The following is a 13,568-nucleotide window of genomic DNA, read 5'->3' as shown; positions in this document are numbered from 1 at the left end:
TGGGTGTCGCTGCTAATTCAGCGACCGGACGTGAGAATCCGAACTTTCCCTAGGAGCACATACTTCTGCGCTATTTCGCCCCTGAAAGCTGCAAGAAGCCGCTGATCGTGCGCTGGATCATTACCTCAAGCCTGACGACAGCGAGTCAGACCCCAGGCCCTCGGTACAGTTGTTCACCGTGTCGGACAGCGTTGATACCGAAGCCTTGCTAGCCAACCTCAGCGAAACCCTGGCTTCGGCCAATGCGATGCTCAGCGACCTGGCGTTTGGCCTGGAAGGCTCACGGCGGCATGTGGCGTTGGGAGTGGCGCAGATGATTGAGTTGGGGGCGTTGTTGGCGAACAAGGCGTTGGATCGGGTAGAGCTTCGGACTTGATGCAATAAGTGCCGGCCCCATCGCGAGCAAGCTCGCTCCCACAGGAGGCAGGTGTCGATCACAAGTTTTGTGAACAACACCCGTCCACTGTGGGAGCGAGCTTGCTCGCGATAAATCGAAAGGCAAACACAAAAATCCCGAGCACTGGACCTGTGGCGAGGGAATTTAGCGAAACGTCGCACCGCCCCGTTGGGCTGCGCAGCAGCCCTAAAGCAGTGAACTCAATCTTTCTGGTACACCGAGTTGTCTGTTTTGGGGGCCGCTGCGCAGCCCAGCGGGAGCAAGCTCCCTCGCCACAGCAGCGGTCCACTTCAGCGCGATACAGCCATCAACCCCGACGCTGGATAAACGCGCGGATCCGCTCCGCCGCCTCCACGCATTCGGCCAATGGCGCAACCAGGGCCATGCGCACACGCCCGGCGCCCGGGTTGACGCCATCCACATCGCGGGACAGGTAGGAGCCCGGCACCACGGTCACGTGTTCCTGTTCGAACAGGTCGCGGCAGAACGCTGCATCATCGCCGGCCACGTTCGGCCACAGGTAGAAGCTGCCGTCGGGGCGTTGCACGTCCAGCACCGGGCTGAGGATTTCCAGTACGGCGTCGAACTTCTCCCGGTACAGCGCGCGGTTGGCCCGTACGTGCACTTCGTCGTTCCACGCCGCGATGCTCGCCAGTTGGGTCTGAACCGGCATCGCGCAGCCGTGATAGGTGCGGTACAGCAGGAAACCCTTGAGGATGTCCGCGTCGCCAGCGACGAAACCGGAGCGCAGGCCGGGCAGGTTGGAGCGTTTGGACAGGCTGTGGAACACCACGCAGCGCTTGAAATCCTTGCGACCCAGTTCGACGCAGGCGCTGAGCAGTCCTGGCGGCGGGGTCTGTTCGTCGAAGTACAGTTCGCTGTAGCACTCGTCCGCCGCGATGACGAAGTCATGCTCGTCGGCCAAGGCGATGAGTTTTTTCAGCACGTCCACCGGGATCAACGCGCCGGTCGGGTTGCCCGGGGAACACAGGAACAGGATCTGGCAGCGTTTCCAGATGTCCGGCGAAACCGCATCGAAATCCGGGTTGAAACCGTTCGCGTCCAGGCACGGCAGGTAGTGCGGCTTGGCCCCGGCCAGGAACGCCGCGCCTTCGTAGATCTGGTAGAACGGGTTCGGGCTGACCACCAGGGCGTCGTCGCCCCGGTTGACCACGGTCTGGGTGAAGGCGAACAAGGCTTCACGCGTGCCATTGACCGGCAGCACATGGCGCGCCGGGTCCAGCCAGCCGTTCGGCACGTTGAAGCGACGCTCGCACCAGCCGGTGATGGCTTCACGCAGTTCCGGGATGCCGAGGGTGGTCGGGTACACGGCCATTTTCTCCAGATTGCTGGCCAGGGCTTCAGCCACGAAGCTGGGCGAGCGATGCTTGGGTTCGCCGATGGACAACGCGATGGGGCGTTTGTCGGGGTTGGGCGTGACGCTGCCGAGCAGGGCGCGGAGCTTTTCGAACGGGTAGGGTTGCAACTGGTTCAAAGCGTTGTTCATCGGGGCCTCGTCAATGTGGGCACGGTCCTTGTGGGAGCGAGCTTGCTCGCGATGGCGGTGTGTCAGCAGCCTCAATGCTGGATGTTCCGCCGCTATCGCTAGCAAGCTCGCTCCCACAGAGGGGGATTGTTCGTTCAGATGCTGATGCGTGTCAGGTGAGCATCGGGTTCCTGGTTGACGCTCAGGTGCCGGACGATGGCCTCCTGCAGGCGGCTGCACAGTTGCGGATCGGACAGCGGCTGGTTGTGAGCGTCGGTGATGAAAAACACGTCTTCTACCCGTTCGCCGAGGGTGGCGATCTTGGCGTTTTGCAGCGACAGATCGAACTCCAGGAAAATATGGCCGACCCGCGCCAGCAGGCCCGGGCGGTCCGGGGCGCTGAGTTCCAGCACGGTGACCTGGCGCTGGGCGTCGTTGTGGATCGTCACCTGTGGCGCAAACGCAAAATGCTTGAGTTGGCGCGGTACCCGGCGCTGGATGATGGTCGGATAGTCCGCCGGGTTGCGCAGGGCTTCGGTGAGGCCGTCGCGAATCTGCTTGACCCGCGCGGGGTTGTCGCCAATCGAGTCGCCGTCGGTGTCGAGCACGATGTAGGTGTCGAGGGTGAACTGGCTGCTGGAGGTAATGACCCGGGCGTCATGGATGTTGAGGTTGAGCTGGTCCATCGCCGCCACGGTCACGGCGAAGAAGTCGTGCTGGTCCGGCGCATAGATGAAGATCTGCGTGCCGCCCTCGAACTCGCGCTGGGTGGTTTCCTTGATCAGCACCAGCGGCCCGCCATCGGCCGGTTGCTGCAGGATCGCGTCGCTGTGCCAGGCCACGTCGCCGGCGGTGTGGCGCAGGAAATAGTCATCGCCCAATTGCGACCAGAGCTGCTCGACATCGTCCGGATCGGTGCCGCCGCGTACCAGGATGTCCAGGGCCGCGCTTTGGGTGCGACGGATCTGTTCTTCGCGGTCCACCGGGTTTTCCAGGCCACGGCGCAAGGCCCGCTTGGTCTCGGTGTAGAGCTGGCGCAACAGGCTGGCGCGCCAGGAGTTCCACAGGCTCGGGTTGGTGGCGTTGATGTCGGCCACGGTCAGCACGTAGAGGTAATCCAGGCGCGTTTCATCACCGACGATCTGGGCGAAGTCGTGGATCACCTGCGGGTCGGACAAGTCCTTGCGCTGGGCGGTGGTGGACATCACCAGGTGGTTCTGCACCAGCCAGACGATCAGCCGGCTGTCCCACAGGGGCAGTTGATGGCGCTGGCAGAACGCTTCGGCATCCACCGCGCCGATTTCGGAGTGGTCACCGTGGCGGCCCTTGCCAATGTCGTGGTACAGCCCGGCCATGTAGATCAGCTCGGGCTTGGGCAGCTTGCCCATGAGCTTGCTGGCCAGCGGGAATTTCTCCGACACCTGGGTGTACTGCAGCTTACGCAGATGCTTGATCAGGTTCAGGGTGTGGGCATCGACCGTATAGATGTGGAACAGGTCGTGCTGCATCTGTCCGACGATGAAGCCGAACTCCGGCAAATAACGCCCGAGAATCCCGTAGCGGTTCATCCGGCGCAGGTTGCGGTGCACGCCGATCTTGCACTTGAACAACTCGATGAACAGGCTGGTGTTGCGGATATCGTGGCGGAAATCTTCATCGATCAGATGACGGTTTTCCCGCAGCAGGCGGATGGTGTCGGCGCGTACGCCCTTGATTTCCGGCTGCTGGGCCATGAGCACGAAGATCTCGAGCATGGCGAAGGGCGTGCGGCGGAACACGTTGGGGTTGCGCGCTTCGATGTAGCCGTCGTGCAATTGGAAGCGTGAGTTGATCGGCTGTGGCGGCTCTTCGTCCTCGGGGGCGAGGATGACTTCCTCGAAGTGCTGGATGATCAGTTCGCTGAGCTGGGCGATGCTCATTACCACACGGTAGTACTGCTGCATGAAGTTTTCGATGGACTGTTTGGCATCCTGCCCTTCGAAACCCAACAGGCCGGCGATGGAGCGTTGGTGATCGAACAGCAGGCGGTCCTCGGAGCGCCCGGCGAGCATGTGCAGGGCGTAGCGGACCTTCCACAGGAATTCCTGGGACGAGGCCAGCAAGGCGTTTTCGCTTTCCACCAGGAAACCTTCGCCGGCCAGGGCGCGCAGGTTCAGCGTGCCGTACTGGCGACGGGCGACCCACAGGATCGTCTGGATGTCCCGCAGCCCGCCGGGCGAGCCCTTGACGTTGGGTTCCAGGTTGTATTCGGTGTCGTTGTACTTGTGGTGGCGGGCCTTCTGCTCGGCGCGCTTGGCCAGGAAAAAATCCTTGCTGGGCCACATGTGCTCGGTGCTGGTGACATCGAGCATGCGCTGGCGCAAGCGCTCGGGGCCGGCAATGGTGCGGCTTTCCATCAGGTTGGTGATCACCGTCAGGTCGGCGCGGGCCTCGTCGGCGCATTCCTGTACCGAGCGCACGCTCTGGCCGACTTCCAGGCCGATGTCCCACAGCAGCGTCAGGAAACGCTCGATGGAATCGCGGAAAACCTCATGGTCGGCGCTGTCCAGCAGGATCAGCAGGTCGATGTCGGAGTAGGGGTGCAGCTCCCCGCGCCCATAGCCGCCCACGGCCACCAGGGCGATGTCGGCGTCTTCGCTCCAATCGAACTGCTCCCAGGCCTTTTGCAGGATGTTATCGACGAACCAGGCGCGGTCCTCGATCAGCCGGCGAATGTCCCGGCCATTGCGAAAGCGCTGGTCGAGCACTTCATGGGCCTGGCGGATCGCCTTCTTGAACGCCGAGATGGGGCTTGCCTTCAGGGCCAGTTCAGCCTGGAACTGGCCGCGGTCGAAGAGTTCGGGATCCACCTGCGGCATTGAATGGCTTTCCTTTCTATCTATATCTAACGGATCTATAGGCTGGGTTCGGATCAGGCGGAAACGCGCGCGATGGTGTCATCGCTACGCAGGGTGAAGATTTCATAGCCGGTCTCAGTGACCAGCAGGGTGTGTTCCCACTGGGCCGACAGCTTGCGGTCCTTGGTGATGGCGGTCCAGCCGTCGCCCAGCACCTTGGTGTCGGCGCGGCCCTGGTTGATCATCGGCTCGATGGTGAAGGTCATGCCCGCCTGCAGTTCCATGCCGGTGCCGGCACGGCCGTAGTGCAGGATCTGCGGTTCTTCGTGGAACACCTTGCCGATGCCGTGGCCGCAGAACTCGCGCACCACCGAGAAACCGTTCTTCTGCGCGTGCTTCTGGATCACTTCGCCGATGTCCCCCAGGCGGCAGCCCGGCTTCACCAGTTCGATGGCCATGTACATGCATTCCTGGGTGACCTTGGACAGGCGCTGGGCCCACTCCGGCACGTTGCCGACATGGAACATGCGGCTGGTGTCGCCGTGATAGCCGTCCTTGATGACGGTGACGTCGATGTTCAGGGTGTCGCCATCCTTCAACGGTTTTTCGTTGGGGATGCCGTGGCAGACCACGTGGTTGATCGAGGTACAGATCGACTTCGGGAAGCCTTTATAGTTGAGCGGGGCCGGAATGGCCTTCTGCTCGTTGACGATGTAGTCGTGGCAGATGCGGTCCAGCTCTTCGGTGGTCACGCCCGGCTTGACGTAGTCGGCGATCATCTCCAGCACTTCGGCGGCGAGTTTGCCGGCGACACGCATTTTGGCGATGTCCTCGGGTGTCTTGAGGGTAACGGTCATACAGGCTCTCTCTGCGCCCGACGGCGCTGTTCAAAACGAAATGGGCGGCGGATGATGACCAGCGCGGCCCTGAAAACGCGATTCTAACAGACGATCAGTACAAAGAACTCCCCAGCCCGAACTCAGCGGCGAGGGGAGCCCCGCTGGTGCGCGCCCGTAGGAGCTGTCGAGCGAAGCGAGGCTGCGATCTTTCTCCAGACGCTTGAGTCTCAAGCGAAAGGTCAAAAGATCGCAGGCTTCGCCAGCTCCTACAACGTCCAGCGGGATGCTGCGACGTTTCGCTAAATCCCCCCGCCACAGAGGATTTCAGAATCCGTGTTCCGTTTTCGCCCTTGCTGTGGTATAAAATGCGCCGCTTTCCGGGGATGACCCCGTAAGCTTAAATCCACACACGTGTCGACACGATGACCTGGGTGCCTTCGGTTATATAGCCGCTGGTTGGTCATTGGGATACGTGGAGGCCAAACCCGACTTATCAAGGAACTATCATGTCCCAAGTCAACATGCGCGATATGCTGAAGGCCGGTGTGCACTTCGGTCACCAGACCCGTTACTGGAACCCGAAAATGGGCAAGTACATTTTCGGCGCGCGTAACAAGATCCACATCATCAACCTTGAAAAAACCCTGCCGATGTTCAACGAAGCACTGACCTTCGTAGAGCGCCTGGCCCAGGGCAAAAACAAGATTCTGTTCGTCGGCACCAAGCGTTCCGCTGGCAAGATCGTTGCTGAAGAAGCGGCACGTTGCGGTTCGCCGTACGTCGATCACCGCTGGTTGGGCGGCATGCTGACCAACTTCAAGACCATTCGCGCTTCCATCAAGCGTCTGCGTGACCTTGAAGTCCAGTCCGAAGACGGTACTTTCGCCAAGCTGACCAAGAAAGAAGCGCTGATGCGCACTCGCGATCTTGAGAAGCTGGACCGCTCCCTGGGCGGTATCAAGGACATGGGCGGTCTGCCTGACGCACTGTTCGTGATCGACGTTGACCACGAGCGCATCGCGATCACCGAAGCCAACAAGCTGGGTATCCCGGTCATCGGCGTTGTCGATACCAACAGCAGCCCGGAAGGCGTTGACTACATCATCCCAGGCAACGATGACGCCATCCGCGCCATCCAGCTGTACATGGGTTCGATGGCTGACGCAGTGATCCGTGGTCGCAACAACGTGAATGGCGGCACCGAAGTCTTCGCTGAAGAAGCTCCGGCAGCAGCCGCTGAGTAATTGACGCCCCTGGCGTTGACTCAGTAAGCAAAAAGGGGGCTTGGCCCCCTTTTTGCCACCTCGAAAACCATTTGCCGCCAGCGCAGTGACCTGTTTGTAACCTGCCGCGGCCTATAAGCAGTGGTTTTCCAGGAAGAATTGATCGCCCGTTCGATCGGGTGGAATGGTTGAAAACCTATCCAAGAGGATTTTGAAATGGCAGAGATTACTGCAGCGTTGGTCAAAGAACTGCGCGAGCGTACCGGCGAAGGCATGATGGATTGCAAGAAAGCCTTGACCAAGGCTGGCGGCGACATCGAGAAAGCCATTGATGACATGCGTGCTTCGGGCGCCATCAAGGCTGCCAAGAAAGCCGGCAACGTTGCGGCTGAAGGCGCCATCGCCATCAAGGACGACGGCAAGGCCGCCGTTCTGCTGGAAGTCAACTCCCAGACCGACTTCCTGGCTCTGCAGGATGACTTCAAGGCATTCGTCGCTGCCAGCGTCGAGAAAGCCTTCGCTGACAAACTGACCGACGCAGCTCCGCTGATCGAAGCCCAGGAAGAAGCACGCCTGGTCCTGGTCGGCAAGACTGGCGAGAACGTCAACATCCGTCGCCTGGTTCGCGTTGAAGGTGATGTGGTCGGTACCTACCTGCACGGCAACAAGATCGGTGTTGCGGTTGTCCTGAAGGGCGGCGACACCGAGCTGGCGAAAGACATCGCCATGCACGTGGCAGCTACCAACCCTGAGTTCCTGCTGCCTTCGGACGTTTCGGCTGAAGCGATCGAGCGCGAGAAGGGCGTTTTCCTGCAGCTGAACGAAGAGAAGCTCAAAGGCAAGCCTGCTGAAATCGCAGAAAAAATGGTCAGCGGCCGTATCTCCAAGTTCCTGGCCGAAGCCAGCCTGGTTGAGCAGGCCTTCGTCAAGAACCCGGAAGTCAAGGTCGGCGACCTGGCGAAGAAAGCCGGTGCTGAAATCGTTTCGTTCACCTACTTCAAAGTAGGCGAAGGCATCGAGAAGCCGGTTGATGACTTCGCTGCTGAAGTTGCTGCCCAGGTAGCTGCTGCCAGCAAGCAATAAGACGGTTTTCATAACTGTCGCCCTGAAGAGGCTGCCCGCTTAACGCGCGCAGCCTCTTTTCGGATGGGGATGCCGATTTTTATTGGTTTCCTGTCGGAACTGGCTTACAAAGCCGTGTTCCGATGGCGCTGTGTCAGCGTCGAGCTAGAGTGAACGCAGGCTGCAAACAGCCTGCAAAGAATTTTTTGAACACATACGCCGCAGGAGAGATTCGCAATGGCTCAGCAGGGCAGTGGTTATCAGGCTCGCTATAAACGCATTCTACTCAAGCTTAGCGGCGAGGCCCTGATGGGCTCGGAAGAGTTCGGGATCGATCCGAAAGTGCTGGATCGCATGGCCCTGGAAGTTGGCCAGTTGGTCGGGATCGGCGTTCAGGTCGGCCTGGTCATCGGCGGCGGCAACCTGTTCCGCGGCGCGGCGCTGAGCGCGGCCGGCATGGATCGGGTCACGGGCGACCACATGGGCATGCTGGCCACTGTGATGAACGCCCTGGCTATGCGTGATGCGCTGGAGCGTGCCAATATCTCGGCCATCGTGATGTCGGCCATTTCCATGGTTGGCGTGACCGATCACTACGACCGCCGCAAAGCCATGCGCCACCTCAACGCCAAGGAAGTGGTGATTTTTGCCGCCGGTACCGGTAATCCGTTCTTCACCACGGATTCGGCCGCTTGCCTGCGAGCGATCGAGATCGATGCCGATGTCGTGCTCAAGGCAACCAAGGTCGATGGCGTCTATACCGCTGACCCGTTCAAAGACCCGCATGCCGAGAAGTTCGATCATCTGACCTACGATGAAGTGCTGGATCGCAAGCTGGGTGTCATGGACCTGACGGCTATCTGCCTGTGCCGCGACCACAAGATGCCACTGCGCGTCTTTAACATGAACAAGCCCGGTGCCCTGTTGAATATCGTCCATGGCGGCGCCGAAGGAACACTGATCGAGGAAGTTCAACAATGATCAATGAAATCAAAAAAGACGCTCAAGAGCGCATGCAGAAATCCCTGGACTCTCTGAACCACGCATTCGGCCAGATTCGTACCGGCAAGGCTCACCCCAGCATCCTCGGCAGCGTCATGGTGCCTTACTACGGCACTGACACACCGCTGAGCAGCGTTGCCAACGTCACCGTGAAAGACTCGCGCACCCTGCAGGTCGTGGCTTTCGAGCGCAACATGCTCGCTGCTGTAGACAAGGCGATCCAGAGCGCCGGTCTGAACCTCAACCCAACTAACTTGGGGGAGCTGCTGCTGATCCCGATGCCGGCCCTCACCGAGGAAACGCGCAAAGGCTTCACCAAACAAGCCCGTAGCGCAGCGGAAGATGCGCGTGTTGCTGTGCGCAATATTCGTCGTGACGCGTTGGGTGAGCTGAAGAAGTTGGTCAAGGATAAGGAAATCAGTGAAGACGAAGAGCGTCGTGCCATCGCTGATATCGATAAGCTGACCAAAGAATCCGAGGCCCAGATCACCAAGGCCACGGACGAGAAAGAAAAAGACCTGATGGCCGTATAAGGGTCTCGTTTTCATGGAAAAGACCAAGCAGGCCGTGCCGTTCGCGGTTCCGCGCCACGTGGCGATCATCATGGACGGCAACAACCGCTGGGCCAAGAAACGCTTTATGCCTGGCGTCGCCGGGCACAAGGCGGGGGTCGATGCGGTTCGTGCGGTCATCGAGGTGTGCGCCGAGGCGGGGGTCGAGGTGCTGACCCTGTTCGCCTTCTCCAGCGAAAACTGGCAGCGGCCGGCCGATGAAGTCAGCGCCTTGATGGATTTGTTCCTCAAGGCTCTGCGTCGTGAGGCCAAGCGCCTCAACGACAACAAGATCAGCTTGCGCATCATCGGTGATCGCTCGCGCTTCCATCCTGAATTGCAGGCTGCGATGCGCGAAGCCGAGGCCGCGACGGCGGGCACCAATCGGTTCGTCCTGCAGATCGCCGCCAACTACGGCGGCCAGTGGGACATTGCCCAGGCTGCCCAGCGGCTGGCGCGGGAAGTCCAGGCCGGGCACTTGCGCCCGGAAGACATTACCCCTGAACTGTTGCAGACCTGCCTGGCGACCGGCGACCTGCCATTGCCGGACCTGTGCATCCGTACCGGTGGCGAGCATCGCATCAGCAACTTCCTGCTCTGGCAGTTGGCTTATGCCGAGCTGTACTTCTCCGACCTGTTCTGGCCGGACTTCAAACACGAAGCCATGCGCACCGCACTGGCCGATTTCGCTTCCCGTCAGCGTCGCTTCGGTAAAACGAGCGAGCAGATCGAAGCTGGAGCCCGGGTTTAATGCTTAAACAACGAATCATCACTGCCTTGATCCTGTTGCCTGTCGCCCTGGGTGGCTTCTTCCTGCTCGAAGGTGGCAGCTTTGCGCTGTTCATCGGGCTGGTCGTGACCCTGGGTGCGTGGGAGTGGGCGCGGCTGGCGGGCTTTCCTGCGCAGTCGGCGCGCGTGACCTATGCGACGGCCGTGGCGGCCATGCTGTTCATCATGTACGTGGTGCCCGGCCTCGCGCCGTGGGTTTTGGGTGCCGCGGTGCTGTGGTGGGCGACGGCGACCTTCCTGGTCCTGACCTATCCACGGACGACGCATCATTGGGCCAATACGGCGACCAAGCTGGTGATCGGCCTGTTGATCCTGCTGCCGGCCTGGCAGGGGCTGATCTGGATCAAGCAAGGCCCGTTGGGCAACTGGCAGATCATGGCCGTGATGGTGCTGGTCTGGGGTGCCGACGTTGGCGCCTATTTCTCCGGTCGGGCCTTCGGCAAGCGCAAGCTCGCGCCGAAAGTCAGCCCTGGCAAGAGCTGGGAAGGGGTCTATGGTGGCCTGGCCTTGAGCCTGGTGATCACCACTGTGGTCGGTTTCGTGCGGGACTGGACGGTCGCGCAACTGTTCATGGGCCTTATTGGCGCCGCCCTGATCGTATTCGTGTCGGTGGTCGGCGACCTGACCGAAAGCATGTTCAAGCGTCAGTCCGGGATCAAGGACAGCAGTAACCTGTTGCCCGGTCACGGTGGTGTGCTGGATCGCATCGACAGCCTGACTGCCGCGATCCCGATCTTTGCCGTGCTGTTGTGGATGGCGGCATCGTGAGTCGCCCCCAGCAGATCACTGTCCTTGGCGCGACCGGTTCGATTGGCCTCAGTACGCTGGACGTCATTGGCCGGCATCCGGCGCGCTACCAGGTGTTCGCCCTCAGTGGCTTCACGCGTTTGAGCGAATTGCTGGCGTTGTGCATTCGTCACACGCCGCGGTTTGCCGTGGTGCCTGAGGTCGGCGTGGCGCGGGCGTTGCAGGACGATCTGCGCACAGCTGGCCTGCAAACCCGCGTGCTGGTGGGGGAAGAGGGGCTCTGCCAAGTGGCTGCCGACCCTGAAGTCGACGCCGTAATGGCGGCGATCGTCGGTGCGGCGGGCCTGCGTCCGACCCTGGCGGCGGTGGAGGCTGGCAAGAAGATCCTGCTGGCCAATAAAGAGGCGCTGGTGATGTCCGGCGCGCTGTTCATGCAAGCTGTACGCAAGAGCGGCTCGGTGCTGCTGCCGATCGACAGTGAGCACAATGCGATTTTTCAATGCATGCCGCGGGATTTTTCCCGTGGTCTCGGCGCGGTAGGTGTCCGGCGGATTTTGCTGACGGCCTCCGGTGGTCCGTTCCGGCAGACGCCGCTGGAAGAATTGGTGCATGTTTCACCCGAACAGGCCTGTGCCCATCCGAACTGGTCCATGGGGCGCAAGATTTCCGTGGATTCGGCGAGCATGATGAACAAGGGCCTGGAGCTGATCGAGGCCTGTTGGCTGTTTGATGCCAAGCCGTCGCAGGTCGAGGTGGTGATTCATCCCCAGAGCGTGATTCACTCCCTGGTGGACTACGTCGACGGGTCCGTGCTGGCCCAGTTGGGTAACCCGGACATGCGCACCCCGATCGCCAATGCCCTGGCCTGGCCGGAGCGTATCGACTCGGGTGTTGCGCCGCTGGACCTGTTCGCTATCGCTCGCCTGGATTTCCAGGCGCCCGATGAGCAGCGCTTCCCCTGCCTGCGCCTGGCGCGCCAGGCGGCCGAGGCGGGCAACAGTGCGCCGGCCATGTTGAACGCTGCCAATGAAGTGGCCGTTGCCGCGTTTCTCGATGGACGTGTCCGTTACCTCGAGATCGCGAGTATCATCGAGGAAGTCTTGAATCTCGAGGCCGTGGTTTCGGTCGATGACCTCGATACAGTATTTACGGCGGATGCCAGGGCTCGTGAGTTGGCGGGCCAATGGCTGCAGCGCCACGGGCGTTGAAGCTGCGATACGTTAGCCAGGGTTGCCCTGGACAGGATTGCGGAGAAAACAGATGAGCGCGCTCTATATGATTGTCGGCACCCTGGTTGCCTTGGGGGTGTTGGTCACTTTTCACGAATTCGGTCATTTCTGGGTTGCGCGTCGCTGTGGCGTCAAGGTCCTGCGTTTTTCCGTGGGCTTCGGCATGCCATTGCTGCGCTGGCACGACAAGAAAGGCACCGAGTTCGTCGTGGCGGCCATCCCGTTGGGTGGCTACGTCAAGATGCTCGACGAGCGCGAAGGCGAAGTCCCGGCCGATCAGCTCGACCAATCCTTCAATCGCAAGACCGTCCGTCAGCGTATTGCCATCGTCGCGGCGGGGCCGATTGCCAACTTCCTGCTGGCCATGGTGTTTTTCTGGGGCCTGGCCATGCTCGGCAGCGAACAGGTGCGCCCGGTCATCGGTGGGGTAGAGGCCGGTAGCGTTGCCGCCCGTGCCGGGCTGGGTGCCGGGCAGGAAATCGTCGCCATCGATGGCGAGCCGACATCGGGCTGGGCGGCGGTCAATCTGCAGTTGGTGCGTCGCCTGGGTGAGAGCGGTTCGTTGCAATTGATGGTGCGCGAGCAGGGCTCCACAGTGGATTCGCCTCGCGAGCTCATCCTGGACAACTGGCTCAAGGGTGCGGACGAGCCGGATCCGATCCGTTCCCTGGGGATCCGGCCATGGCGTCCGGCCTTGCCGCCGATCCTCGCGGAACTCGATCCGAAAGGCCCGGCCCAGGCGGCTGGCCTGAAGACCGGCGATCGGTTGCTGGCCCTCGACGGCCAGCCGGTCAGCGATTGGCAGCAGGTGGTCGATTCGGTTCGTGTACGTCCTGATACCAAAATTGTGCTGCGCATCGAGCGCGACGGTGCTCCAATCGACGTCCCGGTAACCCTGGCCGCCCGTGGCGAAAGCAAGGCGCCGACCGGTTACCTGGGAGCGGGCGTCAAGGCGGTCGACTGGCCACCGGAAATGATCCGCGAGGTCAGTTTCGGCCCGGTGGCGGCGATTGGCGAGGGTGCGCGTCGTACCTGGACCATGAGCATCCTGACGCTGGACTCGCTCAAGAAAATGTTGTTCGGCGAGCTCTCGGTAAAAAACTTGAGTGGACCGATAACCATTGCTAAAGTGGCGGGCGCTTCTGCCCAGTCGGGCGTCGCTGATTTCCTGAATTTCCTTGCTTATCTGAGCATTAGCCTGGGGGTTCTGAATTTGCTGCCCATTCCGGTACTGGATGGGGGGCATCTGCTGTTTTATCTGATCGAGTGGGCGCGTGGTCGTCCCTTGTCGGATCGGGTGCAAGGTTGGGGGATACAGATCGGCATCAGCTTGGTGGTCGGGGTCATGTTGCTTGCCCTCGTCAACGATCTGGGTCGTCTGTAACGCTTCGCTGAATTGCGAATCT

The 13,568-nt window shown here is 61.0% G+C and carries 12 protein-coding genes; 9 read left to right on the top strand and 3 right to left on the bottom strand.

The window, feature by feature from the left end:
• Nucleotides 1-88: 88 nt before the first annotated feature.
• Complete coding sequence (locus BLQ55_RS10900; RefSeq protein WP_092202210.1) at nt 89-376, top strand: DUF6124 family protein; 288 nt, start codon at nt 89-91, stop codon at nt 374-376.
• Nucleotides 377-704: 328 nt separating this feature from the next.
• Here the strand turns inward: BLQ55_RS10900 and dapC are convergent, their stop codons facing one another.
• The 3 genes from dapC to map all read right to left on the bottom strand — a co-directional run bounded on the left by dapC (nt 705) and on the right by map (nt 5,577).
• On the bottom strand, nt 705-1,904 hold the full coding sequence (gene dapC / locus BLQ55_RS10895) for a succinyldiaminopimelate transaminase (protein ID WP_018603735.1): 1,200 nt from the start codon (nt 1,902-1,904) through the stop codon (nt 705-707).
• A gap of 134 nt (nt 1,905-2,038) precedes the next feature.
• Nucleotides 2,039-4,741 carry a [protein-PII] uridylyltransferase gene (locus BLQ55_RS10890; protein ID WP_092253792.1) on the bottom strand — a complete coding sequence of 901 codons (2,703 nt, stop codon included), beginning with the start codon at nt 4,739-4,741 and terminating at the stop codon, nt 2,039-2,041.
• Between the two features lie 53 nt (nt 4,742-4,794).
• Nucleotides 4,795-5,577, bottom strand: coding sequence for a type I methionyl aminopeptidase (gene map, locus BLQ55_RS10885; RefSeq protein ID WP_053118843.1), 783 nt, complete (start codon nt 5,575-5,577; stop codon nt 4,795-4,797).
• A 488-nt stretch (nt 5,578-6,065) separates the two neighbouring features.
• On the opposite strand from map, the gene rpsB reads away from it, so the two are divergent.
• The 8 genes from rpsB (at nt 6,066) to rseP (ending at nt 13,546) form a co-directional block, all read left to right on the top strand.
• Nucleotides 6,066-6,803 (top strand): 30S ribosomal protein S2, encoded by a 738-nt coding sequence (gene rpsB, locus BLQ55_RS10880; protein ID WP_003198231.1) that lies wholly within the window; start codon nt 6,066-6,068, stop codon nt 6,801-6,803.
• A gap of 195 nt (nt 6,804-6,998) precedes the next feature.
• Entirely contained in the window at nt 6,999-7,865 is an 867-nt protein-coding gene (gene tsf, locus BLQ55_RS10875; RefSeq protein WP_092202205.1) for a translation elongation factor Ts, read from the top strand.
• Nucleotides 7,866-8,081: 216 nt separating this feature from the next.
• Nucleotides 8,082-8,825 (top strand): UMP kinase, encoded by a 744-nt coding sequence (gene pyrH / locus BLQ55_RS10870; protein WP_024779012.1) that lies wholly within the window; start codon nt 8,082-8,084, stop codon nt 8,823-8,825.
• Entirely contained in the window at nt 8,822-9,379 is a 558-nt protein-coding gene (gene frr, locus BLQ55_RS10865; protein WP_060739001.1) for a ribosome recycling factor, read from the top strand. Before pyrH ends, frr begins: the two co-directional genes overlap by 4 nt.
• 13 nt (nt 9,380-9,392) lie before the next feature.
• Nucleotides 9,393-10,148 carry a polyprenyl diphosphate synthase gene (gene uppS, locus BLQ55_RS10860; protein WP_060739000.1) on the top strand — a complete coding sequence of 252 codons (756 nt, stop codon included), beginning with the start codon at nt 9,393-9,395 and terminating at the stop codon, nt 10,146-10,148.
• Complete coding sequence (locus BLQ55_RS10855) at nt 10,148-10,954, top strand: phosphatidate cytidylyltransferase (RefSeq protein ID WP_092253790.1); 807 nt, start codon at nt 10,148-10,150, stop codon at nt 10,952-10,954. Before uppS ends, BLQ55_RS10855 begins: the two co-directional genes overlap by 1 nt.
• Entirely contained in the window at nt 10,951-12,141 is a 1,191-nt protein-coding gene (gene ispC / locus BLQ55_RS10850) for a 1-deoxy-D-xylulose-5-phosphate reductoisomerase (protein WP_092253788.1), read from the top strand. The genes BLQ55_RS10855 and ispC overlap by 4 nt, the downstream gene beginning before the upstream one ends.
• A gap of 52 nt (nt 12,142-12,193) precedes the next feature.
• Nucleotides 12,194-13,546 (top strand): RIP metalloprotease RseP, encoded by a 1,353-nt coding sequence (rseP, locus tag BLQ55_RS10845; RefSeq protein ID WP_092253786.1) that lies wholly within the window; start codon nt 12,194-12,196, stop codon nt 13,544-13,546.
• Nucleotides 13,547-13,568: the final 22 nt, after the last annotated feature.

Source organism: Pseudomonas sp. NFACC13-1 (assembly GCF_900104425.1).
Lineage (GTDB): Bacteria > Pseudomonadota > Gammaproteobacteria > Pseudomonadales > Pseudomonadaceae > Aquipseudomonas > Aquipseudomonas fluorescens_AA.
The sequence above is the reverse complement of the archived record's forward strand: the minus strand, read 5'-3'. Positions and strand labels throughout refer to the sequence as shown.